The 25,249-nt window shown below is 65.6% G+C and carries 20 protein-coding genes; 14 read left to right on the top strand and 6 right to left on the bottom strand.

What is annotated here, in order from left to right; genetic code table 11:
- Window positions 1–3: 3 nt before the first annotated feature.
- On the bottom strand, window positions 4–447 hold the full coding sequence (locus tag QGN17_RS06650; RefSeq protein WP_281043713.1) for a TadE/TadG family type IV pilus assembly protein: 444 nt from the start codon (window positions 445–447) through the stop codon (window positions 4–6).
- A 153-nt stretch (window positions 448–600) separates the two neighbouring features.
- Here QGN17_RS06650 and QGN17_RS06645 point away from each other — a divergent pair, with 153 nt between their 5' ends.
- Together QGN17_RS06645 and QGN17_RS06640 are read left to right on the top strand one after the other, a co-directional pair.
- Complete coding sequence (locus QGN17_RS06645; RefSeq protein WP_281043712.1) at window positions 601–1,470, top strand: PAS domain-containing protein; 870 nt, start codon at window positions 601–603, stop codon at window positions 1,468–1,470.
- A 75-nt stretch (window positions 1,471–1,545) separates the two neighbouring features.
- Window positions 1,546–4,005, top strand: coding sequence for a zinc-dependent metalloprotease (locus QGN17_RS06640; protein WP_281043711.1), 2,460 nt, complete (start codon window positions 1,546–1,548; stop codon window positions 4,003–4,005).
- A gap of 59 nt (window positions 4,006–4,064) precedes the next feature.
- Here the strand turns inward: QGN17_RS06640 and ald are convergent, their stop codons facing one another.
- Window positions 4,065–5,150 carry an alanine dehydrogenase gene (gene ald / locus QGN17_RS06635; RefSeq protein ID WP_281043710.1) on the bottom strand — a complete coding sequence of 362 codons (1,086 nt, stop codon included), beginning with the start codon at window positions 5,148–5,150 and terminating at the stop codon, window positions 4,065–4,067.
- 115 nt (window positions 5,151–5,265) lie between these two features.
- Between ald and QGN17_RS06630 the strand changes: the two genes are divergently transcribed.
- On the top strand, window positions 5,266–5,760 hold the full coding sequence (locus QGN17_RS06630; RefSeq protein WP_281043709.1) for an Lrp/AsnC family transcriptional regulator: 495 nt from the start codon (window positions 5,266–5,268) through the stop codon (window positions 5,758–5,760).
- A gap of 22 nt (window positions 5,761–5,782) precedes the next feature.
- On the opposite strand, the gene QGN17_RS06625 is transcribed toward QGN17_RS06630, so the two are convergent.
- Window positions 5,783–6,874: a LysR family transcriptional regulator gene (locus tag QGN17_RS06625; protein WP_281043708.1), complete on the bottom strand. Its 1,092-nt coding sequence runs from the start codon at window positions 6,872–6,874 to the stop codon at window positions 5,783–5,785.
- Here QGN17_RS06625 and QGN17_RS06620 point away from each other — a divergent pair.
- The 9 genes from QGN17_RS06620 (at window position 6,873) to QGN17_RS06580 (ending at window position 19,221) form a co-directional block, all read left to right on the top strand.
- Window positions 6,873–8,078, top strand: a complete 1,206-nt coding sequence (locus QGN17_RS06620) for a GNAT family N-acetyltransferase (RefSeq protein ID WP_281043707.1) — start codon at window positions 6,873–6,875, stop codon at window positions 8,076–8,078. The two genes, QGN17_RS06625 and QGN17_RS06620, sit on opposite strands and share 2 nt — an antisense overlap.
- A 1-nt stretch (window position 8,079) precedes the next feature.
- Window positions 8,080–8,475 carry a response regulator gene (locus QGN17_RS06615; protein ID WP_281043706.1) on the top strand — a complete coding sequence of 132 codons (396 nt, stop codon included), beginning with the start codon at window positions 8,080–8,082 and terminating at the stop codon, window positions 8,473–8,475.
- 270 nt (window positions 8,476–8,745) lie between these two features.
- Window positions 8,746–9,759 carry a LacI family DNA-binding transcriptional regulator gene (locus QGN17_RS06610; RefSeq protein ID WP_281043705.1) on the top strand — a complete coding sequence of 338 codons (1,014 nt, stop codon included), beginning with the start codon at window positions 8,746–8,748 and terminating at the stop codon, window positions 9,757–9,759.
- A 75-nt stretch (window positions 9,760–9,834) separates the two neighbouring features.
- Entirely contained in the window at window positions 9,835–12,036 is a 2,202-nt protein-coding gene (locus QGN17_RS06605; RefSeq protein WP_281043704.1) for a glucoamylase family protein, read from the top strand.
- Window positions 12,037–12,046: 10 nt separating this feature from the next.
- On the top strand, window positions 12,047–13,576 hold the full coding sequence (locus QGN17_RS06600) for a tryptophan halogenase family protein (protein ID WP_281043703.1): 1,530 nt from the start codon (window positions 12,047–12,049) through the stop codon (window positions 13,574–13,576).
- 181 nt (window positions 13,577–13,757) lie between these two features.
- Window positions 13,758–16,736 (top strand): TonB-dependent receptor, encoded by a 2,979-nt coding sequence (locus QGN17_RS06595; protein ID WP_281043702.1) that lies wholly within the window; start codon window positions 13,758–13,760, stop codon window positions 16,734–16,736.
- A gap of 79 nt (window positions 16,737–16,815) precedes the next feature.
- Entirely contained in the window at window positions 16,816–17,487 is a 672-nt protein-coding gene (locus QGN17_RS06590) for a DUF6445 family protein (protein WP_281043701.1), read from the top strand.
- A 1-nt stretch (window position 17,488) separates the two neighbouring features.
- Complete coding sequence (locus QGN17_RS06585; protein WP_281043700.1) at window positions 17,489–18,760, top strand: MFS transporter; 1,272 nt, start codon at window positions 17,489–17,491, stop codon at window positions 18,758–18,760.
- Complete coding sequence (locus QGN17_RS06580) at window positions 18,757–19,221, top strand: YybH family protein (RefSeq protein ID WP_390902638.1); 465 nt, start codon at window positions 18,757–18,759, stop codon at window positions 19,219–19,221. The genes QGN17_RS06585 and QGN17_RS06580 overlap by 4 nt, the downstream gene beginning before the upstream one ends.
- A gap of 3 nt (window positions 19,222–19,224) precedes the next feature.
- Here the strand turns inward: QGN17_RS06580 and QGN17_RS06575 are convergent, their stop codons facing one another.
- The 3 genes from QGN17_RS06575 to QGN17_RS06565 form a co-directional block, all read right to left on the bottom strand.
- Complete coding sequence (locus tag QGN17_RS06575) at window positions 19,225–20,313, bottom strand: alpha/beta fold hydrolase (protein WP_281043699.1); 1,089 nt, start codon at window positions 20,311–20,313, stop codon at window positions 19,225–19,227.
- A 2-nt stretch (window positions 20,314–20,315) separates the two neighbouring features.
- A complete protein-coding gene (locus QGN17_RS06570) occupies window positions 20,316–21,653 on the bottom strand; it encodes an amidohydrolase (RefSeq protein ID WP_281043698.1) in 1,338 nt (445 codons plus the stop codon).
- A 72-nt stretch (window positions 21,654–21,725) separates the two neighbouring features.
- On the bottom strand, window positions 21,726–22,199 hold the full coding sequence (locus QGN17_RS06565; RefSeq protein WP_281043697.1) for a PAS domain-containing protein: 474 nt from the start codon (window positions 22,197–22,199) through the stop codon (window positions 21,726–21,728).
- 102 nt (window positions 22,200–22,301) lie between these two features.
- On the opposite strand from QGN17_RS06565, the gene QGN17_RS06560 reads away from it, so the two are divergent.
- Both QGN17_RS06560 and QGN17_RS06555 read left to right on the top strand, forming a co-directional pair.
- Entirely contained in the window at window positions 22,302–23,726 is a 1,425-nt protein-coding gene (locus QGN17_RS06560; RefSeq protein ID WP_281043696.1) for a DUF4139 domain-containing protein, read from the top strand.
- Entirely contained in the window at window positions 23,726–25,246 is a 1,521-nt protein-coding gene (locus QGN17_RS06555; protein ID WP_281043695.1) for a DUF4139 domain-containing protein, read from the top strand. The genes QGN17_RS06560 and QGN17_RS06555 overlap by 1 nt, the downstream gene beginning before the upstream one ends.
- Window positions 25,247–25,249 lie beyond the last annotated feature (3 nt).

Raw genomic sequence — 25,249 nt, 5'->3', positions numbered from 1 at the left:
GCCTCAAAGGCTGTCGAGCCGGATCGCCGCGTTGCGCTGGATCTGCGCGCTCGGCATGGGGACGAAGGTGAGGTGGAGCAGCGGGTCGGCGCTGGCATCGTAGCGCAGCCGCACGACGAGCGTGGTGCCGTCGTCGTCCACCGACAGCGTTGCACGGTTCGGATCGAGCGCGCCCGCGCGGCGCAGGGTGGTCTGCATGGTCGTCTGCGCGATGCCGGCCCGCTCGCTGCTGGTCAGCCCCGCGATCGATGCGCGCGCCGCATCGTTGGCGGCCTGTTGCACGCTGTGGGCGGTCAGCATCCAGTCGCCGTAGGAAACGATCCCGATCAGCAGGATCAACAGGATCGGCAGCGTCATCGCCATCTCGACGATCGCGGCACCGCGCGCGTCGGCCGACAAGCGCTTGCGCGCCGCCAGAAGAGTCGATCCGGGCTGATGCTTGACCATGGCCCGATCATGGCCCGATCACGATGAAGGAGCCGGTCTCTCCGCTTTCGCGCAATTTCGCGGAGATTACGCGCAATTCGGATCGGGCTTCGGTTGCAACGTTCACGTCCCTTAACCACGATCACGCACGCAATCGTGGGAAGAGAGGGCGTCATGCTGGAACGGCAGGCTCCGCGGTTCGTGTCGGCTGCGGAAATTACGCGAAACTTCGGGATGTGGCAGGATCGCACCGCGCTCGGGCCGCTGATCGTCACCCACCACGGGCGGCCGCGCTGCGTGCTCGTCTCCGCCGCGACGTGGAACGCCATGTCGGCGATCGAGCCGGTGCCCGATGGCGAGCGCGCGCTGATCGAGCACGATCTGCTGGCAGAACGGATCGATTCCGGCTTCATCGCGCTCGATGCCGATCTGATCGTGCGCGGCGCCAACGCGTTGGGCGCGATGATGCTCGGCCATGCGCGCGAGACGCTCGCCGGCCTGTCCTTCGCGGAGGCGATGCCGGTGCTGGCGGATGGGCCGGTCGGCGGCCAGATCCGCCGCACGCTGCGCACCGGCGAGGAAGGCAGGCTGACCGCGCCGCATGGCGGCGGCAAGTTGCGCGTCCACGTCTTTCCCTGGCCGGACGGCGTGGCGTTGACGCTCCGCCCGGCCGGCGAGGAGGACGAGGCCGATCAGGCCGAGCGCACCGCCGCAGCGTTGCGCGAGGCGATCGACGTGCATGGCGCGATCGGCACGGCGCACCTCAGCATGCGAGGCACGATCAAGGTGGCGGATGTCGGCTTCGCGCGCATGGCGGGCTTCATGCCCGGCCGTCTCGTCGGCGTTCGCGCCACCGATCTGCTGGCGCTCTCAGCCCGTGCGAAGGTCACGGAGGCGCTGGAGGAGGTGCTGTCCGGCAAGGGTGCTCGCTCCATCGCCAGCCTGCTGCTGGTCAACGGAGCGGATGAGCGGCCGGTGCACGTCGCGCTGGCCCCGATCGTCGAGGGCTATGGCACCAGCGGAGCGATGATGATCGTGACGTAATTTATACGATCGGTGCTTGCCGATGCCGGCCGCTTTCCGCATCGTGCGGACGGGGGCCAATGTTTCGGGGGCGTCATGCGTTTTGCTCTACTGTCCACTGCCGCGATGCTGGCGTTCGCGTTGCCAGTTCACGCCGCCGCGCCGGCTTCCGTGCCGTCGCCCTTTGCGGGGAGCGTCGCGATGGAGGGGCTGTTGCCCGTCCATGTCGATCGCAACGGTGGGCGCATCCTTCTGACTCTGCCGGCGGCGGGGCCGGACGGGGTTTCCGGCCGCTATCTCTACACAACGGCGCTTCGTACCGGCCTTGGCTCGGCACCGACCTTCCTCGATCGCGGGCGGGTCGGCGACGCGCAGATCCTCGCGTTCCGCCGGCTCGGCAAGAAGGTGGTGGCGCAGTTCGAGAACCCCCGTTTCCGCTCGCCCGCCGGTGCCGGCGTGCCGAGCGGCGATTTCGCGACCTCGGTGGTGTGGACCGGTGACGTCGTGGCGACGCAGCCGGACGGATCGATCGTCGTCGACATAGCGAGCTTTCTCACCGCCGACCGGCTTGGCATCGCCAAGTCGCTGGGGCAGGAAGGCGACGCGATGGGCACCGGCGACGCCGCGCAGGGCGCGGGCAAGGGCTTCAAGCTCGACGACAAGCTGAGCGCCGCCGATCCCGCATCGGTAAAGCTGTTCCCCGACAATCTCGAGATCGACGCGATCCAGACCTACACGTCGGACAAGCCCGGCGCGGAGGTCGAGAATATCGCGCCCGATCCGCGTCAGGTGAGCTTCACCGTCCATCACAGCTTCGTGCGGCTGCCGGGGCCGGGCTTCGTGCCGCGCGCCTTCGATCCACGTATTGGGGGCTTCTCCACCCAGTCGGTCGATTATCGTGTGCCGCTGGGGCAGGATGTCGTGCGGGACGTCGCCAACCGCTTCCGGCTGGAGAAGGTCGATCCGACAGCCGCGCGTTCGCGGGTGAAGAAGCCGATCATCTTCTACCTCGATCGCGCCGCGCCCGAGCCGATCCGCGCCGCGCTGCTGGAGGGGATCGACTGGTGGGGGCAGGCCTTCGACGCTGCCGGTTATATCGATGCCTTCAAGGCCGAGCTGCTGCCCGAGGGCGCGGATCCGATGGATGTGCGCTACAACATCGTGAACTGGGACGATCGCGCGACGCGCGGCTGGTCCTACGGGCAGGATATCGTCGATCCGCGCACCGGCGAGATCGTCAAGGGCATGGTCGTGCTGGGCTCCGAGCGGGTGCGGCAGGACATCCTGATCTTCCAGGGCCTCGTCGGCGCGGCGAAGACCGGGCAGGGTGGGCCGAACGATCCGGTGCAGGTGGCGCTCGCGCGTATCCGCCAGCTCGGCGCGCACGAGGTCGGCCATTCGCTCGGCTTCGCGCACAATTTCGCAGGCAGCACGCAGGATCGCGCCTCGGTGATGGATTATCCGGGGCCGCGCATCGGGCTGGTCGACGGCAAGCCGGACCTGACCGACGCCTATGCGCGCGGCATCGGCACGTGGGATAAGGCGACGGTCGACTGGCTCTATGGCGCCGGCACGCAGGCCGAGGCTGATGCCAAGGCGACCGCCGATGTCGCGGCCGGCATGCGCTACGTACAGGACGACAATGCCCGTAAGGCGGACACCGCCCAGCCATGGGGCGGCCTGTGGGATGACGGGCCGGATCCGACCGCCGAGCTGACCCGTCTGATGACTGTCCGCCGGGCGGCGATCGATGGCTTCGGCACCGCCGCTCTGTTGCCGGGCGAGCCGATGGCCGATCTGCGCCGCCGCTTCGTGCCGATCTACCTGCTCCACCGCTACGAGGTGGTTGCGGCGGCCAAGGCGATCGGCGGCGTCGATTTTGCCTATTCGATCTATGGCGACGGGCGCGAGCAGTCGCTGCCCGTACCGGCGGACCGCCAGCGCGCCGCGCTCTCGGCGGTGCTGGCGACGCTGTCACCGGATCAGTTGCGGGTGCCGGCGGGGCTGCTTCCTTTGCTCTCCTCGGCCCGCAACGGCAGCGACAACCGCCAGTTCGACATCGAGCTGTTCGCGACCGCCGGGGGGCCGGTGTTCGATCCGCTGGTGGCGGCCGATGTCGGCGCGGAGGTCCCGCTCAACGCCCTGCTGGCGCCGACGCGACTGGCGCGGCTGGAGGTGCAGCACGCGGTCGATCCGAACGCGCTGGGCGTCAGCGAACTGCTCGACCGCTTGCTGGCCGTGACGCTGCCCGATCGCACGGACGCGCTGACCCGCCGCATCGCCTATCGCACCATCGTCACGATGGCGCAGGCAGCACGCAACCCGCAGGTCATGCCCGAAATCGCCGCGATCCTCGACAGTCGCGTTCACGATGTCGCCGAGGGGCTGGCGCGTCGCAAGGGCGACGCGGCGGATATGGCGTGGGCCTCCAGCCTGTCGCGGCAGTTGCTCGATCCGCAACAGCGCGAGCGCCTGCTCGCCGATCGCCCGCGCACCGTCGATGTCCCGCCCGGCGATCCGATCGGTGGCGAGAGCGATTGGATGGATCTGCCCTGAAACGACAATGGCGCCGCGACGGTGGATCGTCGCGGCGCCATCGATTTCGGGGCGAAGCCTCAGGCGAAGTGAAGGCTGTCGGCCACCACCTTGTTGACGATGTGGCCGCCCTGCACGTTCAGGCCTTCCTTGAGGCCCGCATTGGTCTCGCACGCCTTGACGCCATCCTTCGCCAGCGCGAGGCCGTAGGGCAGCGTCGCGTTGTTGAGCGCGTGGCTGGAGGTCAGCGGCACCGCGCCCGGCATGTTGGCGACGCAATAGTGAATGATGCCGTCCACCTCGTAGGTCGGGTCGGCATGGGTGGTGGCGTGGCTGGTCTCGAAGCAGCCGCCCTGATCGATCGCGACGTCGACCAGCACCGCGCGCGGCTTCATCAGGCCGAGCATCGGGCGGGTCACCAGCTTCGGCGCCGAGGCGCCCGGCACCAGCACCGCACCGATCACCACGTCAGCCTCGGCGATCTCGTCCTCGATCGACTGGATGGTCGAGACGCGGGTGCGGACCCGGCCGTGGAACAGCTCGTCGAGCTGACGAAGACGGGGGATCGAGCGATCGATGATCGTGACTTCCGCGCCGAGGCCGGCCGCCATGCGGGCCGCGTGGGTGCCGACGACACCGCCGCCCAGCACGACGACGCGCGCCGCCTGCACGCCCGGAACGCCGCCGAGCAGCAAGCCGCGACCACCGGAGACCGCCTTCAGCGCGGTACCCGCCGCCTCGATCGAGAGACGACCGGCGACTTCGCTCATCGGCGCGAGCAGCGGCAGGCCGCCGGTCGCATCGGTCACGGTCTCATAGGCGACGGCGGTGACGCCGGACGCCATCAGGCCCTTGGCCTGCTCGGGATCGGGCGCGAGGTGGAGGTAGGTGAAGAGGATCTGGCTCTCGCGCAGCTGTACCCACTCGGAGGGCTGCGGCTCCTTCACCTTCACCACCATCTCGGCACGCGCGAAGACTTCCTCGGCGGTATCGACGATATCGGCACCCGCTGCACGATAGACGTCGTCGGAGGCGCCGATGCCGGCACCGGCATTGGTCTCGACGATCGCCTTGTGGCCGGCCGCGACATATTCGCGGATCGCGCCCGGCGTCAGGCCGACGCGATATTCGTGATTCTTGATTTCCTTGGGAACGCCGACGAGCATGGTGGGTCTCCTAGTGGTTTGAACACAGGATATATCGAAACGGACGCTGTTTCCCGGCGAAGTCGGCGAATGAACCTGCTACGAGCGCCGATAATCTTCGCAAAGGCGATCATCCATGCAGGAATCCCCACCTTCGCTCGACGCGCTCGACTGGCAGCTCCTCGGTCAACTTTCGCGTAACGGACGTATAACGCAGAATGCGCTGTCGGAGACTATCGGCCGGTCGCCCACAGCCATCGCCCGGCGGCAGACGGCGCTCGAGGAGGCGGGCGTGATCGCGGGCTACGAGGCGAAGCTCGACCTGCGGCGGCTGGGCCACGGCACGATCGTCCACATCAAGATCGCGCTGGGCAGCCAGCGGGCCGAGGTGCTGGAGGCATTCGAGCGCGCGGTCGTGGATTGCCCTTCGGTCGTCCGGTGCGATCTAATGTCCGGCACCGACGATTATCTGGTCACCGTGCTGGCGCGGTCCCTCGATCATTTCGCGGAAATCCATCGTGCCGAGCTGTCGCACCTGCCCGGTGTGGTACGGATGGAATCGGGTTTCGTGCTGCGCGAGGTGGTGAAGCCGCGCCTGCCCCCGGCGCTTATACCGGCGACCGGGCGATAGCAGCGCGGCGGCGTCGTGCGTGCTAGCGGATGCTGCCGTCGAAATCCGCGAGCGCGCGCAATGTCATGTCCGCCATCGCATGGGGGTGGATGAAATCCTCGCCGAACCACGGTTGGTCGGCAGGATCGAAAATCTCGCGGAGCCAGCGGACGGTATCGACGATCGGCTTCGCGCCTTTCACGTCGCCCGCATAGCTGAGGAAGATGTCGAAACGCAGCTGTACCGGAAGAGCGATCGGCACGAGACCCCGATCAAGCGCCACGACATAGGTCGGCATGAACGCGATCCCTTCGCCGCGCTCCACCGCCGTGAGCAGCGCCATCCCCGAATTCATGCGCAGCGGCCTGAACGATTCCTCGTGGCCCGTGCCGACGAGGAAATCGATGATGTGCGAATTCACCCCCGGCGCGACCTGCTCGATGAAGCGATGACGGGTAATCTCCGCCAGCGTTCGGGGGGCGCCGTGCCGCGCGATATAGTCACGGGACGCGAACAGCATGAAATGCACGGTCGCAAGACGCGCGCAGATTCGATCCGGATTTTCGGAACGCTTGAACCCGACCTCGACATCGATTTCGAAGCTGCGATCCCGCTGAAGATCGTAGGAGCAACTGAGATGGACGGATCGCGTTTCCAGACGGTCCTGCAGATCGCCGAGTCGAGGGGCGAGCCAGAGTACGCCGAGCGCCTCCGATGCGCCGATGCGTATCTCGCCGGGCGACACCAGGGGCGGTGCCGACTCAATCTCCAGCGTGTCCAGGCCGGTGCGGATACGCCGCACGGCAGCAAGGAGATCGACGCAGGCCGGCGTGGCGGTGACCCCTTTCGGCGAGCGCCGGAAGAGCCGTAGTCCGACTGCAGCCTCCAGCCGATCAAGACGCGCTCGCACCGTGTTCACGGTGATGCCGAGGCGTTCCGCCGCCTGCCGGAAACTGCCGACATCATTCAGGGATTGGGCGACCCGCACATCGTCCCACCGCGCGCCGGCCGGCAACGCCTCCAGCCGTGTGTTCAGCGCCTGAACGCTGCGTTCAGCAATCTCCATATCCGTCACGTGCAAGGTCGCCATTATGTTTCTCGTTAACTTTTTAGCACGGATCGAGGCGGGAATCATGAGCAACATTGCACGTGCGACCGGACTGGAGATGTCGGCGGGGCGGCGGTTCGAGCCGGTCTTCTACCGCTGGGCCGATCATGCCGAGGCGCGCCCGATCCGCGCGGCTACCCGTCAGGATGTCGCCGAGATTCTCGCCGTCGCGCGGGAGGTCATGACCCTCGCGGATGACCGCGCGGTCGATGCTGTGTGGGCGATCGATCCCGCGCAGTTCCGAATCACCGAGCCGAGCGCAGGCGGGGCGCGCCAGCTCATCGCGTTTCTTCGTCTCAACGAGGCGGGTACGGCCGCGATCATCGACGGTCGCTTCTCCGGTCGTTCGCCGAACCCCGCCTGGCTGGCTCGTCCCGGCGAGCCGGCGTCGTCGATCTACATCTGGTTGGTCTGGGCGCCACAGCAGATCGGCCAGTGCGTCCGGCTGATCGGCCACATGGATGACTGCGTGGCGGATGGCATCCCGATCTTCTCGCGCGGCGTCACGCGGGTTTCGTCGCGTATGCAGGCCGCGATCGGCTTCCAGCACGCGAGCGAGCTTTACCCTTCCGCGCCCGACTGGCTGCTGGTGGCACTTCCCGCGGTGAAGCTGCATCGCCCTGAAATCGGCGTGCATGTGGCGCGCAGCATGGAGGATATCGCCCGTGTTTTCGCCGTGCGCTCCACCGTCTACATGGCCGAGCAGTTCCCGCTCTATGAGGAAGAGTTCGACGGAAACGATTTCTGCGCTACCCATTTCCTCGCGACGGTGGACGGCGATCCGGCAGGATGTCTGCGCATTCGCTGGTTCGGCGATTTCGCCAAGATCGAGCGGGTTGCGGTACGCAAGGAATATCGTCGCCACCGGCTGACGCGGCAACTCGTCCGCACCGCCGTCGAACATTGCCGACGCAAGGGCTATCGCAAGCTCTACGCCCACTCGCGCGCGGATCTCGTGCCGCTGTGGGGCAGCCTTGGCTGGCGCGACATGGGCGGCAGGAATTTCAGCTTCGCCGACATTCCGTATCGCGAGATCATGCTCGATCTCGAGCCGTCCAACGACGCGATACGCTTTGGCGCGGATCCGATGCTGCTGCTGCGTCCGGAAGGGCGCTGGGACGAGTTGGGACCGTTCGACCGGACGCAACTCGGCGGCGATCGTGGCCGGCGGGATTGGATCGACAGACATGCCGGAATGCACGGCGAGCGTCGTATCGCGAACGTGAGTTGAGATGATGACCAAGACAAAGGTTCTCCTGATCGAAGACGACTGGGACATTGCCCAGATCACGCTGCTCGCCCTCGATCTCGATTCGCGGATCGAGGCCCGCCATGTCGAGGAGGGTGACGAGGCGCTGCGCCAGCTCAAGGAGGGCGGATGGCTGCCTGACCTGGTGGTGAGCGACCTGATGATGCCCGGTCTGAACGGCCTGCAACTGCTCGACATCCTGCAGCGCGAGGGGCTGAAACGAATGCCTTTCGTCCTGATGACGGCCAAGGTGGGCCTGCGCGAGGAAGCCGCGTACCGCAAGCGGGGTGCCGATGGCGTGCTGACCAAGCCGTTCGATCCGCTGACGCTGGGCGGCCAGCTCCTCTCCTACCTCGAGCCGCCGCGCGCCTGCGCCTGACGGAGCTTGTGACTGACGCGCAAGGAGAATTTTCGGCTCCGGGGCGTTTGCCCGTGATCTTCTCGCGGATGGAGCCAGACATGCGTTCGATATTGCTCTACGTGATCGGTGTTCCGATCCCCATCATTCTGCTGGTGGCGCTCTGCACGCACCATTTCTGATCTCCGCTGATCGGCCGAACGGCCGCCGCGCTTGCTGCGCGGGGTGGAACCGGTTACCGGAATGCCGGCACCCGATCGATCGCTGAATCGACGGGTCGGCAGGAGGGGCATGACACAGGCGACGATCCGCGACGTGGCAAGGGAAGCCGGGCTTTCGGTCGCCTCCGTGTCCCGCGCGCTCAACGGCCACAAGAGCGTGCGGCCCGAGACACGGGCACATGTCGTCGCAGTGGCGGACCGGCTGGGTTATGTGCCCCATGCGGGTGCACGCAGCCTCAGCATGGCGCGCTCCAACGCGATTGGCGTCGTGCTGCCCGATCTCCATGGCGAGTTCTTCTCCGAGATCGTGCGCGGCATGGATCGGGAGGCGAGCCGCCGGGGCCTGCAACTCCTGCTGTCCAACATGCACGCCGATCCGGCACAGGCGACGCAGGCACTGCGGGCGATGCGTGGTCGGGTCGATGGCCTGTTGATCATGTCCCCCCAGATGCGGGCGGATGGCTGGTCGTCGGCGGTGCCGCGCGGACTGCCGGCGGTGTTGATCAATTCTTCCGACGATAACGGCCACCATCCCGCGCTTCGCATGGACAATCGCGCCGGCGCGGCGGCCGTGGCGCGGCATTTCGCGACGATCGGCCGACGCTCGATCGTTCACGTTGCCGGACCGGATCATAACGTCGATGCGCGCGAAAGGCGGGACGGTTTCGCGGAGGCGATCGGTCGCGAAATTCCCGGTGCGCTGCTCACGCTGCTGCCGGGCAATTTCACCGAGGAGAGCGGGGAAGCGGCCGCTCGGCATATCCTCGCCGAAAACATTCCCGTGGACGCGATCTTTGCGGCGAACGATATGATGGCGGTCGGCTGTCTCCAGACCCTGCGCGACGCCGGTCGGCAGGTGCCTGCGGAAATCGCCATTGCGGGCTTCGACGATGTTCCGATCGCCCGCTATCTGGGGCTGACGACGATCCGGGTCGGGATTGCCGAAATCGGAGCGCGGGCGGTGGAAAGGCTCGCGACGATGATGGATGATGAGGGCGACGACGCGCCGCTGGTGGAATGGCATCAGCCCGATCTGGTCGTGCGCGGCACCACCACGGGATCCGCTCCGCAAGACAAGTCCTAGAAACCCGTCGATTTGCGATGCGGAATCTCCGCAGCGCGTTATGGAACCGATTACATAATAAGCGAGGGGATGATGATGACGAGGCAAAATCGCGGTAGGGGGAGGCTCTGGCTCCGTCGATCGACCGCGGTCGCTCTGGCGATCGGCCTCGCCGTGCCGGCACTTGCCGAAAGCTATGACGAGCATGTCGCGTTCGACAATGCGCGTGTCGGCGGTCCCTATCATTTCAGCAAGGGCAGCGTGATCGCGCCGAGCAGCTTCGAGCTGGAAAATGGCGCGCTGCCGGTCGATGCGCGCACCTTCCACAGCCCGCCCAACAGCCTGCGCCTGTCATGGACATCGAAGACCGGCGGCGACTGGCGGGTCGCCTTGGATGTCCAGAAATATTTCCGTACCGCCAGCTTCATCGGCGATACGCTGAGCTTCTGGGTCTATGCCGAACAGCCGGTCGGGCCGCATGGGTCGCCGGGTCTTTTCCTCACCGATGCGACCGGCAGCAGCACCACGACCATCCCGCTGCTGGGGCCGAACCCCGATATTCCGGTGAAGAAGTGGGTTAAGATCAGCCTGCCCTTCGCCACCTTCGTCGACATGATCGGATCGATCAGCGACCGCAAGGTGGACATGACCAAACTGTCGGGGATCACGATCAACCAGTCGCTCGACGACGGAACGCCGCACACGCTCTACATCGACGACATCCGCGTCGAGGACGGCAAGGCGCAGGCGCCCGCCACGCCTCCATCGGCGCCGGTGGGCGTCACCGCAAAGGGCTATGACCGGCATATCGACCTGGCCTGGCAATTGCCGTCCGCACCGGTGGACAGCTGGCGGATCGACCGTTCCATCGACGGCCAGCCCTTCGTGCCGCTCGGTACGCAGAAGGGCAACATCGCCCGCTTCGAGGATTTCCTCGGCGCGAGCGGCAAGTCGGCGCGGTATCGCGTGACCGCGCTCGACGCGGCGGGGCAGGAGTCGGCGCCTTCGGCCGAGGTGAGCGCCACGACCCGCGCGCTGTCCGACGACGAACTGCTCACCATGGTTCAGGAGGCGCAGTTCCGCTATTATTGGGAGGGCGCGCATCCCGATGCGGGCTTGGCGCTGGAGATCCAGCCCGGTAATCCCAACCAGGTCGCGCTGGGCGCATCGGGCTTCGGGCTGATGGCGCTCGTCGTTGGTATCGATCGCGGCTTCGTCACGCGCGAGCAGGGCGTGCAGCGCTTCCTCCGGATCGTGCGGTTTCTGGACAAAGCGGATCGCTTCCACGGCGTCTGGCCGCATTATCTCGACGGGCGGACGGGGAAGGCGATGTCCTTCTTCGGCCAGTATGACGATGGCGGGGATCTGATCGAGACCTCCTTCATGATGGAGGGGCTGCTCACCGCGCGCCAATATTTCATCCGGAACACGCCGGAAGAGCGCGAAATCCGCGACACGATCACCGCGATGTGGAAGGCGGTCGATTGGAACTGGTATCGCGACGGTGCGGACAGCCCCTATCTCTACTGGCACTGGTCGCCGGATTACGGCTTCCACATCCACCATCCGCTGATCGGCTGGAACGAGTCGATGATCGCCTATCTGCTGGCGATCGCCTCGCCGACCCATGCGGTGCCGCCGAGCCTCTGGCACACCGGGTGGGCGGGGCAATCGCCGCTCGCCGTCGCCTATCGCCAGCGCTGGAGCAAGACGACGCTCGGCGACCACTTCACCAACGGCCACAGCTTCTACGGCATCAAGCTGGATGTCGGCGAAGGCAATGGCGCCGACCTGTTCTTCACCCATTTCTCCTTCATGGGCTTCGACCCGCGAGGCAAGCGGGATGCCTATACCGACTATTTCAAGAACAACCGCGCCATCTCGCTGATCAATCACGCTTATGCGGTGGACAATCCGCGCGGGTTCAAGGGCTATGGCGATGATGCCTGGGGCTTCACGGCCGGTATCCACGCCGGCGGCCGCCCGCGCGAGGCCGACGACAACGGCACGATCACGCCGCAGGGGGCGCTCAGTTCCTTTCCCTACACGCCGGTGGAATCGATGAAGGCGCTCAAGCATTTCTACCGCGATCTCGGCGCGAAGACCTGGGGCGTCTATGGCTTCTCGGACGGTTATAACGAGACCGACAACTGGTTTGACGAGACTTATATGGGGCTGAACCAGGCGCCGCCGGTGGTGATGATCGAGAACTACCGGAGCGGCTTGATCTGGAAGCTGTTCATGTCCAATCCCGAAATCGCGCCGGCGTTGAAGAAGATCGGCTTCCGCAAGGATTGAGGGGGATCGCGTGGACAGTCCCAATGTGCCGCTGAAAACCGTCACGATCGTGGGCGGGGGCACCGCCGGATGGATGACGGCGGCGCTCCTCTCGCGCCTGTTCATTCGCGGGTACACGATCCGCCTGATCGAATCCGACGAGATCGGCACGATCGGCGTGGGCGAGGCGACCATCCCGGCGATCCGCAGCTATAACGGCCTTGCCGGCATCGCCGAGAAGGAAATGGTGCAGGCGACGCAGGCGACGTTCAAGCTCGGCATCGAGTTCGTGAACTGGCGGGCGCCGGGCCACAGCTATATCCACGGCTTCGGCAAGATCGGGCAGGATCTGATGTGGCTCCACCCGCACCAGCTCTGGCTGAAGGCGCTGGCCAAGGGGCGGGCCAGGCATTTCGATCATTATTCGCTGAATACGCTGGCCGCGCGGATGAACCGTTTCTGCCCGCCCGATCCTCGCAACCCCGGCTCGCCGATGGCGGACATCGACTACGCCTACCATTTCGATGCCTCGCTGTTCGCGCGTTTCCTGCGGGGGCAGGCGGAGGGGCGCGGCGTCGAGCGGATCGAGGGGCGGATCGTCGACGTGAAGCTCCGGCCGGAGGACGGCTTCGTCGATCGCGTCGTGCTCGCCGACGGGCGCGAGGTGGATGGCGATCTGTTCGTCGACTGCTCGGGGATGCGCGGGCTGCTGATCGGCGATGCGATGGGTGTCGGCTATGAGGACTGGAACCGCTGGCTGCTGTGCGATCGGGCACAGGCGGTGCCGTGCGAAAGCGTCTCGCCGCTCACCCCCTACACCCGCTCCACGGCGCACGGCAGCGGCTGGCAGTGGCGTATCCCGCTGCAGCATCGCATCGGCAACGGGCACGTCTATGCGAGCAGCCATATCTCCGATGACGAGGCGGCTTCGGTGTTGCTCGCCAATCTCGACGGCAAGCCGCTGGCCGATCCCAGGGTCGTGCGTTTCCGGCCCGGAAAGCGGCATCGGGCATGGGAAAAGAATGTCGTCGCGATCGGGCTTTCGGCCGGTTTTCTGGAGCCGCTGGAATCGACCAGCATCCACCTGATCCAGACTGGCATCACCAAACTGGTCGCCCTGTTTCCGGGGCAGGGCTTCAACGTCGCCGACATCGCCGAATATAACCGCCAGCACGACTTTGAATTCTGCGACGTGCGCGATTTTATCATCGCGCACTACAAGGTTACCGATCGCGAAGACACGCCTTTCTGGGCCTATCTGAAGCATATGGACGTGCCCGACAGCCTGGTCGAGCGACTGGAGCTTTTCCGCTCGTCCGGCCGCTTCTTCATGCGCGCCAAGGCCGAGCTGTTCCGCGAGGAAAGCTGGGTTCAGGTCCTGCTGGGGCAGGGCTTGCCGATGCGGTACGATCCGATGGTCGATATGGTACCGGACGATCAGGCGCTGTCTTTCCTCCGCGATATCGAGGAGGTGATCGCGGATTGCGCGCGGGCCATGCCCGATCATGCCGCATTCATAGCTCGCACCTGCCAGGCACCGCCGCTGCCCAAGACCGCTTGAGCATCGAACCGTAGCACGCGCGCAACAATTCGAGACGATCGGTGCTGTGTGAACGCCGGATGAAGGAAGTGTCCTTGTAACCGGTTACGAGCGCAGCTACGCGAAACATAGGTCTCCGACTCATTCGGTCCCCTGGAGGGGCGGGTGCAGTCGAGAAGGCCGGGGACAGAGGGGAGATCGCATGAGGTTGAAGGATCGTCGCACCGGTTTTGCGCGCAGCATTTCCGGGGTCGCGCTGTGCACGGCGCTGGTGGTGGCCCGGCCCGCCTACGCCGCCAACGATACCGGCACCATCCAGGGCCACGTCACCGGCGCTCCCGCCGGAACGAAGGTGATCGCGACCGACGCCGTGACCGGCCAGCGCATCACCTCCACGATCAACGCTGCCGGCAATTACATCTTCGTGGGTATGCGGCCGAGTACCTACCACGTGCAGCTGGAAAACGGCGCGCCGCAGGACATCACGTTGCCGGTCGGCCAGACCGCGACGCTCGACATCAATCTCGGCAGCCCGTCGGGCGAGGCCGGCGCCAAGGGCAGCGAAATCGTCGTCAAGGGCGTTCGTGCCCGCAACGAGGTGCGCACCGCGGAAGTCGCGACCAACGTCAGCCAGCTGCAGATCAACACGCTGCCGCAGAACGATCGCAACTTCCTGAACTTCGCCGCGCTGGCGCCGGGCGTCGCCGTCTCGACCAATCCGTCGAGCAAGCAGGTCCAGGCCGGGGGTGTCTCGTCCGACAACGTCAACGTCTATATCGATGGCGAGAGCTTCAAGAACCAGAACGGCCATGGCGGCGTCGCCGGCCAGTCCTTCTCGCAGGGCAATCCCTTCCCGCAGTCTGCGGTGCAGGAGTTCAAGGTCGATACCCAGAACTTCAAGGCCGAATATGATCAGGCTGGCTCCGCGATCATCAACGCCGTCACCAAGACGGGCGGCACCTCCTTCCATGGCGATGCCTTCGGCGAGTTCATGCCGAAGAGCTTCTACGGCCGCGACAAGCTGAGCCGAGCCGGCGGGCCGAACAATCCGGACGGATCGATCCCGAAGCCAGACTACAAGCGCTGGCAATATGGCGCCGATCTCGGCGGCCCGATCATCAAGGATGTGCTGCACTTCTTCGTCGCCTATGAGGGCACGCAGCAGAACAATCCGCCCAAGAACATCCAGTTCGCCAACGGCAGCGGCGTGCCGGCCTCGATCCTCGACGCGGCGGGCACCTTCGCCGATCCGTTCAAGCAGGATCTCTGGTTCGGCAAGCTGACCCTGTTCGCCAGCGACAAGGACACGTTCAATTTCAGCGTGTTCGACCGTACGGAATCGGATCACACCGATTATGGCGGCACCTCCACCCAGTCTCACGGCCATGATCTCGCGGTCGCGACGCGGCAGTATCTGCTGCAATATTCGCACCGCGGCGATCACTGGCTGAACGAGTTCAGCGTCGCCTATCAGAAGCAGCGGACCGGCACGCCGAACCTCACCCAAGGTCCGGAAATCAACCTGACGACCGGCGGCACAGCCGGAGACAGCGTCGGCAGCACGGTCGCCCAGACGGGCGCCAACAGCTTCCAGCAGGACAGCCGCCAGAATTTCCTGACGTTCAAGGACAACATCACCTTCTTCGGCAACGGGCACGTCATCAAGGCGGGTTTCAAGTTCAACCACGCCAAGTTCAAGCGCGAGGAAGACTGGTATACGAACGGCGCCTATTACTTCAACGCAGCCGATTATCAGGATCCGACCTGCACCAGCACGCCGAGCTGCGAGCCGATCGGCGCGACCGTCTCGGTCAATCCACCCAAGGCCGCCAGCGCCAAGGATGATCAGCTCGGCGTGTTCATCCAAGACGACTGGACGGTCAACGATCACCTGACGATCAATTACGGTCTGCGGTGGGACTATGAGTCCAACATGTTCAACTACAATTTCGTCACCCCGGCGAACATTGTGACGGCGTTGAACAATTATCAGGGCTGGAAGGCGGCAGGGATCAATCCGGCCGATTACATTTCCAACGGCCATAACAGGAAACCCTATCTGAAGGCCTTCCAGCCACGTCTCGGTATCTCGTACGATTGGAACGGGGATCGCGACATCGTGATCTTCGCAGGCGCCGGCCGTTATTACGATCGCAATCTCTTCACCACCGGCCAGATCGAGACGCTGACGGATAGCGTGCGCTCCGATACGACGATCGTGTTCGGCGGAACATGCAACAACGGCACCGTGCAGGTGCCGCAGTTCAACTCTTCTTATTACGACGTCGAAAACCTCCGCGCGCTCGCGGCCTCCTGTCATCAGGGTGGCAATGTCTGGCTGCTGCCGAACAAGACCAAGGTTCCCTACACGGATCAGTACGATTTCGGCATCCGCAAGCGCTTCGGCAAGATTCAGGCGGCGATCACCTTCGCGCACAATGAATCCCGCCATATCTTCGCGTATGTACGCGGCAATCGCCTGCCGGACGGCACCTACACCTCGCAGGGCGACGGCTGGGTCGAGGACAGCTTCCCGGCTGCGGGCCAGCTTCCCGGCTTCAACGGCAAGCTGAACATCGGCTCGTTCGCCGGAAAGGCGCATTACGACGCGATCTACCTGACGCTGAACAAGGATTATAGCGAGCAGGACGGCTGGGGTTTCACGCTGTCCGGTACCTTGTCCGACGCCAAATCGAACGCGGCGCTGGAGCAGGGGGCGGACGAGTTCTTCTCCGGCCCGAACATGACCCAGTTCGGCTGGCAGAATGTCGCCGGCATCGACAAGTATCGCATCGTGGCCACCGGCATCGTGCGCCTGCCTTGGGACATCAAGTTCTCGGCGACCGGCACGTTTGCCAGCGGCCCGTCCTTCGGATCGGTGAAATTCCCCGCCAATCCCCCGGAAAACGCGTGCTGCATCGTCAATCTGGGCGGCGTCTACTGGCCGAAAAACCCCTTCGCCTACAAGGATCTCGACCTGAGGCTGGAGAAGCAGTTCAAGACTCCTTGGGGGCATGAGCTGACCGTCGATGCGGAGGTGTTCAATGTGTTCGACACGCTGAACCGCGATTATTCGGCATGGGGCGCCGGTTCGGGTACGCCCGCGCCGCGCGTCGAGAACAGCTTCACCGGCAATCCGCCGGCGCGCAGCTTCCAGGTCGGCCTGAAATACAGCTTCTGACGTGATCGACGGGGAGGGGCGCCGGCTTTCGCCGCGCCCCTTCTTGGCGATGTCGGCGCGGGATGGCATGAGCCTTCGCATGAAGCCCGAGTTGCACCACGTGGGAGAAGGCCGGCATCCGGTGGTCGTGGTGGACGGCTTCACCGGCCGCCTGCCGGAGATCCGCGCGATCGCGGCGGCGATGGCGCCTTTTCCGGCGAGCCGGGGCAATTACTATCCGGGTCTCCGCCGGATCATCGAGGTGTCGGATCGGCCAGCGCTCGCTTATGTCGAACATGTGCTGCGCCAGGCTTCGCCGTTCATCGGTGGCGGCTTCGACGCGGCGCGTTTCGATGTGCTGGAGGCGAGCTTCTCGATGGTGACGGCGCAGCCGTCGGCGCTGTCACCCGCGCAGCGTGCGCCGCATTTCGATTCCCTCGATCCGGGCTATCTCGCGTTGCTTCATTACCTGTCGGGCACGCCGGGGACGGCCTTCTACCGCCAGCGAGCCACGGGTATCGAGATCGTCGGCAAGGACAATGTCGAGGCCTTCGTCGCGGCGGCCCGGCCAGCGGCAGAGGCTGCCCAAGGTTATATCCGCGCGTCGGATGATCATTACGAGCAGATCGGCATGGTCGAGGGCGTGGCGGATCGGCTCGTCATCTATCGCGGCGCGCTGCTTCATTCGGGGATCATCGCGCCGGATGTGGAATTCAGCGCCGACCCGCTTATTGGACGGCTGACTGCCAACCTGTTCGTCCAGATCGGCTGAGGTGACCGCATCGGCGGCATCGCGGATCGGCTGGCCGCGCAGCATCCTGTTCGCGAGCGGCGATTTCGCCTGCAATCTCTACTGGCAAAGCCAGAGCTTCTATCTGCTCTTCTTCACAACCACTGTGCTCGGCGTGCCGGTCGCGACGGCAGGGGCGATCACGCTGGCGGCGTCCCTGTGGGATGGCGCGGTCGGTCTGCTGGTGGGGCTGGCGGCTGATCGCACCGACAAACGTCTCCTCATGCGGATTGCGGCGCTTCCGCTCGCGGTTGCATTTCTGCTGCTCTACTGGCCAATGCCACTGGCCGGAACGGCGATGGTCTGGTTCGCGCTGGTGGCGCAGATCCTGTTCCGCACGCTCTATGCGGCGGTGAGTATTCCCTATGCCGCGCTCACCGTGCGGGTTTCCCGCGTCCAGGCCGATCGATCGCGGATTGCGGGCCTGCGCATGCTGTTCGGGGCGGCGGCGGCGGGTGCGGTCGCGCTGGGCACCCGGCACGCGGTCGAGTGGGCGAGCGGTTTCGGATATGCGGCCATCGCGCTGATCGTCGGGCTGATCGCGACGCCCCTGTTGCTGCTGGTGAGCACGGCCGGCACGAATTCGCCGTCGATCCGGTGCGGAGCGGGATTGCATGGCCTCGGCCGCGCGCTGGCTCTGCTGGTGCGAGATGGCCGTTTCCTGCGGCTCAACCTCGGCATATGCGGATGCGTGGCTGCGATGTCGGCACTCTCCCGCGCTGTGCCCTTCTTCTTCCACTACGTGGTGCACGACGATCGCGCGACGGCCGCGACGCTCTCACTGATGGGGGTGGCGGGGGTGGTGTCCGTGCCGGTCTGGATGGCTTGCGCCGCGCGGTTCGGTCACCGGGCGCAATGGGGTGCCAGCTGCCTGCTGGGTGCGATCGCGATGATCGCTTTGCCGTCACATCCGGCCCTGTCGCGCGTGTCGTTCATCCTGTTTCAGATCGGCGCGTCCGGGCTGTTCTTCGGCTTCTGGTCGTTGCTGCCGGCCGAGGTCGAGCGGGTGGGCCGTGAGGCGGGGCAGGGCATGGACGCGCTGCTCTATGCGATTGCCGAACTGTTGCAGCGGATCGCCGACGGCATGGCGGCCGCGTTGCTCGGCTGGATGATGGCGCTGACCGGCCTCGTGGGAGAGCGTGCCGTGATGCCGGGCGGAAAGATGGAATGGGTCGTGGTCTGTCTGCCGTTGGCCGGTATGATACTGGCATCGATCGGCCTGATGCGCCCCCAGGATACGGAGAACCGCCCGTGAAATATGTTGCCGCCATCCTGTCCGTGGCATTGGCGGCCACGCCGCTCGCTGCGCGCGTGCCCGATCCGGAGCCGATCAGGGCCGCCATCCTCCACACCGTGTCCGACATGGAGGCGGCGTGGAACCGGGGTGATTTCAGGGGCTATATGGTGGGCTTCCAAAACCCCGGCGTGGTGTTCGTGTCGGGCGGCAAGATGCAGGCCGACTGGCAGGGAACGCTCGATCATTATGTCCGCGATTATGGCGGGGCGCCGGAACGGCGCGGCACGCTCCATTTCTACGACATGAAGATCGATGTGCTGGCGCCGGACGCGGCCATGCTGGTCGGCCATTATCATCTCGAACGCCCCGATCACCCGCAGGAGGGGATCAACACCCGCCTGTTCCGCAAGGTAGGCGGGCGCTGGGTGATCGCGATGAACCATGTCTCCAGCTACGAGGCGCACGCCCCGGCGCCGTGAGCCTCATTCCGTCCGCTTGAGCAGATCCGCGAGATCGGCCTTCCAGTTGACGGCCCAGGTGTGGGTGCCGTGGCCGTGCGTGTCGTCGGTCTCGGGGATCAGGCGGAAGCGCGCGTTGGGCATCCGCTTCACCGCCTCTTGCGGATAGGGGAAGTTGCGCGGGTTGATGAAGTCGTCGGCCGAATTGAGCCACATCATCGGCGCGGTGATCTTTTCGAGATCGGGCCAGGGATCGTAGGTGCGTGAGGCATCCACCTGATAGATCAGATCGTTCGCGTCGAGGCTTGCGATGCCCTTGCTGATCCGGTCGCGTACGAAGCCCACCGCCTGCTCGCGCTTCGGATAGAGCTTCTGCCAATTGAGCGGGGCCGATCCGGCGATGACGAGGATCGATTCCGCCAGCCGCAATCCTTCCTGTGGCTGCGCCTTGTAATTGCCGCCGTCCCAGGCCGGATCGGCCTCGATCCCGTCGACGATCATCTGCCGCCACATGCGATTGAGGCCGGCCAGCTCGATTGGTTCGCAGGCGAGCGGCATCAGCGCGCGGGCGTAATCCGGATAGGTCTCGCCCCATACGAAGGCGTGCATGCAGCCCATCGAGGTGCCCATGATCAGACGGGCATGGATGATGCCGAGGCCGTCGGCGAGCAGATGATGCTGCAGTTCCACCATGTCTGCGTAATCGTAGCGCGGGAACTTCATCCGCAGCCCGTCAGAGGGCTTGGACGATTTCCCATGGCCGATATTGTCCGGCAGGATCACCCAATATTTGCGGATGTCGAGCGGTTGGCCCGGCCCATAGAGCTGGTCGGCGAATTGCGGCGAGAGGAACTGGTGCCCGCTGCCGCCGGTACCGTGGAGCACCATCACCGCATTGTCGATCTCGCCCTTCGCGTTGCGGTGCGGCTGGCCGAGCGTGGTGTAGTGGATCCGCACGTCCGGCATCGTCTCGCCTGAGCGGAAACGGAAATTGTGGACGACATAGTCGGCCTCATGCGTCGGCCATTTCGAGACTTCGGCTGCGACGGCTTTGGATGGCGCGGAGACGGCGGGGGTTGAGGCCTGCAGGGCCATCGCGAGTGCGAGGATCATGCTCACTTGCCCCCCGCGACGCTGAGAACGGCCAGCGCGAGGGTTTCGACGCCTGTCCGGATCGTAGGCTCGGGCACGGGCGCGAAGAAGGGCGAGTGGTTCACCGGCAAGGGCTTTCCCTCGGCCTTGTATTTCGCGATCGTCTCGGGCGCGTAGCCGCCGATGCTGAAATAGACCGAGTGCGGCATTCCGGCGTTAACCAGTTCCGAATAATCCTCGCTCGCCGTCCAGCCGGGCTTGGTTTCCGGCACGAGATCGACATTGGCATCGCCCAGTGCGGTCTTGAGGATCGCGGCGGTGTTGGCGGCCAGCGCGCTGTCGTTCAACACCGGGTCCGCCGCAAACGGGTGCCTGATGTCCGGGGCGGGAGCGTGCGCCATCATCGCCACGGCGTTGGCGGTCGTCACCACGCCGTCGTTCAGCACCTTCCGCACGTCCGGATCGTAGGAGCGCAGGGTCAGCTGCAGGTCCGCATGGTCCGAGATGATGTTGGCGACCGTGCCGGCATGGAAGGAACCGACCGTCACCACACCGAACTTCTGCGGATCCTTCTGGCGACTGATCACAGTCTGCACGTCATCGACGAAATGCGCGCCCTCGATGATCGGATCGATGCTCTTGTCTGGCATCGATCCGTGCGCGCCGACCCCTTTGAAGGTGATCAGGATCGTATCGGACGCGGAGGTTACGACGCCCTGCTTCACCGCAACCGTACCGATCGGGCTGGGATCGACATGCGCGGCGAAGCCGTAATCGGGCTTCGGGAACTTGGAATAGAGGCCGTCCGCCAGCATCGCCTTGGCGCCCGCGACGATCTCCTCGGCGGGCTGGGCGATGAACATCAGCGTGCCGTGCCACTGGTCCTTCATCGCGAGCAGCGCTTCGGCGGTGCCGATCCACCAGGCCATGTGACTGTCATGCCCGCAGGCGTGATCGACGAAGGTTTCCTTGCCATCCTCGCCGATCGTCTTGACCGTGCTCGCATAAGGCAGACCGGTCTTCTCCTCGACCGGCAGCGCGTCCAGCTCGGTGCGGACCAGCACGGTGGGGCCGGTGCCATTCTTGTAGAGCGCGACGAGGCCCGTCTTGCCGACATGCTCGGTCACGGTGAAGCCGAGCTTGCGCATCCGGGCGGCGAGCAGTGTGGCGGTGCGGGTTTCGTGGAAGGCCAGCTCCGGATGGGTATGGAGATCCTTGTAGAGCGTTTCGAGGTCCGGATAGGTCTTGGCGAGGCTGGCGTCGATCTTCGCCTTGGCGGCGGGAACGTCCAGCGTGGGTGCCGCGAAGGCCGCGGCCGGAGCCGTGAGCGCGGCGGCGAAAAGCAACAGTCCCTTGATCATCGTCTGCCCTGTCCTGAACCGATTATACGATATTCAAGACGAAAAGCGGGCGTGGCGCAATGGCGCTGGGCATCAGGGATATTGGTGGGAGATGTCCCGCTTGATGCCGTGGATTCGAACGACGCGTCCGTCCTCGACGATCGGCGCGGCGATCAGCCGCATCCAGCGCGTACCGCCATTGGCGGGCCGAAGCTCCGCATCCAACGTAAAGCCGCGCCGGTGACGGATCGCATAGGCGCGCAGCCGCTCCATCACGGCGCGCGATTCCTCCGCGTAGATCGGCAGGGTTTCGCTGCGCACGAGCGGCGCGTGTTCCGGCAGGCCGAACAGATCGTAGACGGCGGACGACCAGGTGAGCCGATTGTCGCGCAGATCACATTCCCAACGCCCGATGGCGCAGGAGATGGGTAGTTCGGCCACCATCCCGGCATCGAAGGTCGTGCCCAGCTCGAACTGCTGCGCGCACTCGAAGAGCGGCCAGCTGTGGGTGAGGGGCAGCGCTGCGACCGGTTTCACGTCCGCCTCCTTCGCGGCAACGGAAACCATCCTAATCTCCGGACTCTTAAAAGGAAATGACCATCGTTTCGGTGGCGCACCTTGTTTCGTCATCGAATTGAGTCATGATCTTCCAAAGACAGGGAGAGGCGTATGCGTGCAGCGGTTTTGGCCGGATTGGTCCTGCTTCCCTCGATCGCATGGGGGCAGCCCGCGCCGCAGACCCCGCCGGGTGCGGGCGGCACCGCGCAGGGCGACCTCTCCGTCACCATCTATTCCAACGACCTCGCGCTGGTGCAGGATGTACGGCGGCTCGACCTGCCCTCCGGCCGGACGCGGCAGGCCTTCGCCGATGTGTCTGCCGCGATCCGGCCCGAGACGGTCGGCCTCGCCGCGCCGGACGCAACGGTGATCGAGCAGAATTTCGATTACGATCTGCTCAGCCCCTCCAGCCTCATGCAGAAGGCGGTCGGCGAGACGATCACGCTCGTCCGCACCAATCCCGGCACCGGGGCCGAGACACGCGAACGGGCCAAGGTGCTCGCGGTCAACGGCGGTGTGGTGCTGCAGGTCGGCGACAAGATCGAGGTGCTGCGCGACGACGGCCTGCCGGTCCGCGCGATCTTCGACAAGGTGCCGGACAGCCTGCGCGCGCGGCCGACGCTGTCGGTCAGCCTCGACAGCAAGCGCGCCGGTGCCCGGCCGGTGACTTTATCCTATCTTTCCGGCGGACTGGGGTGGAGTGCCGATTACGTCGCGCTGTTCGACGAGAAGGCCGGCACGATCGACGTTCAGGGCTGGGTGACGCTACGCAACACCAGCGGCACCTCGTTCTACAACGCCAAGACATTGCTGGTGGCGGGCGAGGTCGGGTCCGGGGACGACAATGCCAACCCGAACCTCTATCGGCCGCGCCCTGCGGTGCCGCCACTGCGGCGGGCCGGCACGGAGACGGCGGCACGCGAGCAACTGGGCGATTTCTACCTCTATCCGCTGCCCGAACGCACCACCATCGCCGACAAGCAGACGAAGCAGGTGAGCTTCCTCGACGTGAAGGGCGCGCCGGCGACCAGCGGCTACGTCTATCACGCACAGTGGAACGACAGTGCCGAGCAGCCGGAAAGCGCATCCAGCGTGCTCAAATTCTCCAACGCCGAGAAGGGCGGCCTCGGCGACGCGCTGCCGGCCGGAACGGTGCGCGTCTACATGCGCGACGCGCGTGGTCAGCCGCAGTTCATCGGCGAGAACCGGATCGATCATACACCGCAGGGATCGGACCTTGTGATCCGCACCGGCGATGCCTTCGACGTGAAGGTGCAGCCCGCCGTGATCGAGCGGACGCGGCTCTCCTCCGACCGCTGGCGCACCGCGATGCGCTACACTGTCACAAACGCCAAGGATCGCCCGGTGACGGTGGAGTTGGTGCAGGACGGCGTGCCCTGGTGGTGGAACGATACCCGCATCACCGCCGAGAGCCTGAAGAGCGAGCGGCGCGACGCCAGCACCTCCGTGTGGCAGGTGCCGGTGCCGGCCAACGGAACGACCACCGTCACCGCGACATTTGAAACGCGCTTCTGATGTTCGGCCTTGCGGTGCTTCTCGCCGCGGCCGTTCCGCCTGCCCCGACGGCGGCGTCGCCGGGGCCGGAGCATGTTTCGCTGACCATATACCGCGATCCCTCGCGCGGCCGGCAGCAGGCGATGGATCTGCGCTGGCTCGGCGGGTTTGCGCTGGTAACGGAGACGCGCCGCATCCATGTGCCGGCCGGCGATGCGGTGCTGCGGTTCGAGGGTGTGGCGGACGGGATCATACCGGCGAGTGCGATCGTCACGGGCCTGCCTGGCGGCACGATCGAGAAGAACCGGGATGCGCGGCTGCTATCCCCGGCAGCGCTGATCGACGGCACGCTTGGTCGGGAGGTGACGCTGCGTCGCACCGATCGCAAGACCGGCAAGGTCAGCGAGGAGCGCGCCACGATCGTCGCCGGCCCGGCGCACGGGGTGGTGCTGCGCACCGAGAGCGGGATCGAGACGCTGGGCTGCTCGGGGCTAGGAGAAAGTCCCCGCTATGACGGCGTTCCGCAGGGGCTGTCCGCGAAACCGGTGTTGAGCGTGCTGACCCACAGCCCCCAGGCGATGGATGCGACCGTCAGCCTGTCCTACCTGGCGAGCGGTTTCGACTGGAGCGCGAGCTATGTCGCGAATGTCGTGCCGGGCGGCGGTTCGCTCGACCTGTTCGCATGGCTCACGCTCGCCAATTCCAACGCGCAGGCTTTTCCGGATGCGAATGTGCAGGCGGTTGCCGGGCGGATCGAGCGCCAGAATATTCGCGAGATCGCGGCGCGGGCAGCAAGGCTCGAACTGCATTGCTATCCGCTCGGCACCACCACGTCCGATCTGCCGGTGATCGAGCCTTATAGCCGCGCTCCGAAAGTGGCGGAGGCCTATGACATCGTGGTGACTGGAGCGCGTCGCTTCGCGCGGGCGGGGCTGGTCGCACCGGCAGCTCCACCGCCGCCGCCGCCACCTCCCCCTCCGCCAGAGGATCTGGGCGACCTGAAACTCTACCGGGTGCCCGAGGCCGTCGATGTCTCGGCCAACGGGCAGAAGCAGGTGGCGTTGCTGGTCCAGCATCACGTCGCGTTCGATAAGGTCTACCGGGTCCATCTCTACAGTTGGAGCGCGGCAAGCGGCGCTGCGGCATCGGCGGTGCTCAGGATGCGCAACGAGGAGAAGAGCGGTCTTGGCATCCCGCTGCCGGCGGGCACGACGGCGCTGTACCAGCCTCGCGGCGATACGAAGCTCCTGCTCGGCCTCGGTACGATGGGCGATACCGCCAAGGGCGAGAAAGCGCGGTTGACCGCCGGCATCAGTCGCCAGATCCTCGTCGATCAGACGGTGCAGGGGCGCGATCGGCATGTCAGCGTCACCAACGCCAATGCCTATCCGGTCAGGATCGAGATTGCGATCGGTACGGCGGGCGAGCAGGCCTATGTCGATACCAGTGCCCCGCTGGAGCGGATAGACGGCATCCAGACGTGGAACCTCACGCTTCCCGCCAACGGCTCCGCCAAGCTGGACTATCGCCTGCCGCGCTGACCC

Origin of the sequence: Sphingomonas oryzagri, from assembly GCF_029906645.1 — a bacterium.
Classification (GTDB): domain Bacteria; phylum Pseudomonadota; class Alphaproteobacteria; order Sphingomonadales; family Sphingomonadaceae; genus Solisphingomonas; species Solisphingomonas oryzagri.
This window is presented reverse-complemented; position numbering and strand designations above follow the sequence as displayed.

Coding starts and splice junctions, on each gene's coding strand:
- QGN17_RS06650 (WP_281043713.1), bottom strand. CDS start 447: ATGGTCAAGCATCAGCCCGGATCGACTCTTCTGGCGGCGCGCAAGCGC.
- QGN17_RS06645 (WP_281043712.1), top strand. CDS start 601: ATGCTGGAACGGCAGGCTCCGCGGTTCGTGTCGGCTGCGGAAATTACG.
- QGN17_RS06640 (WP_281043711.1), top strand. CDS start 1,546: ATGCGTTTTGCTCTACTGTCCACTGCCGCGATGCTGGCGTTCGCGTTG.
- ald (WP_281043710.1), bottom strand. CDS start 5,150: ATGCTCGTCGGCGTTCCCAAGGAAATCAAGAATCACGAATATCGCGTC.
- QGN17_RS06630 (WP_281043709.1), top strand. CDS start 5,266: ATGCAGGAATCCCCACCTTCGCTCGACGCGCTCGACTGGCAGCTCCTC.
- QGN17_RS06620 (WP_281043707.1), top strand. CDS start 6,873: ATGAGCAACATTGCACGTGCGACCGGACTGGAGATGTCGGCGGGGCGG.
- QGN17_RS06625 (WP_281043708.1), bottom strand. CDS start 6,874: ATGATTCCCGCCTCGATCCGTGCTAAAAAGTTAACGAGAAACATAATG.
- QGN17_RS06615 (WP_281043706.1), top strand. CDS start 8,080: ATGATGACCAAGACAAAGGTTCTCCTGATCGAAGACGACTGGGACATT.
- QGN17_RS06610 (WP_281043705.1), top strand. CDS start 8,746: ATGACACAGGCGACGATCCGCGACGTGGCAAGGGAAGCCGGGCTTTCG.
- QGN17_RS06605 (WP_281043704.1), top strand. CDS start 9,835: ATGACGAGGCAAAATCGCGGTAGGGGGAGGCTCTGGCTCCGTCGATCG.
- QGN17_RS06595 (WP_281043702.1), top strand. CDS start 13,758: ATGAGGTTGAAGGATCGTCGCACCGGTTTTGCGCGCAGCATTTCCGGG.
- QGN17_RS06590 (WP_281043701.1), top strand. CDS start 16,816: ATGAAGCCCGAGTTGCACCACGTGGGAGAAGGCCGGCATCCGGTGGTC.
- QGN17_RS06575 (WP_281043699.1), bottom strand. CDS start 20,313: ATGATCCTCGCACTCGCGATGGCCCTGCAGGCCTCAACCCCCGCCGTC.
- QGN17_RS06570 (WP_281043698.1), bottom strand. CDS start 21,653: ATGATCAAGGGACTGTTGCTTTTCGCCGCCGCGCTCACGGCTCCGGCC.
- QGN17_RS06565 (WP_281043697.1), bottom strand. CDS start 22,199: ATGGTTTCCGTTGCCGCGAAGGAGGCGGACGTGAAACCGGTCGCAGCG.
- QGN17_RS06560 (WP_281043696.1), top strand. CDS start 22,302: ATGCGTGCAGCGGTTTTGGCCGGATTGGTCCTGCTTCCCTCGATCGCA.
- QGN17_RS06555 (WP_281043695.1), top strand. CDS start 23,726: ATGTTCGGCCTTGCGGTGCTTCTCGCCGCGGCCGTTCCGCCTGCCCCG.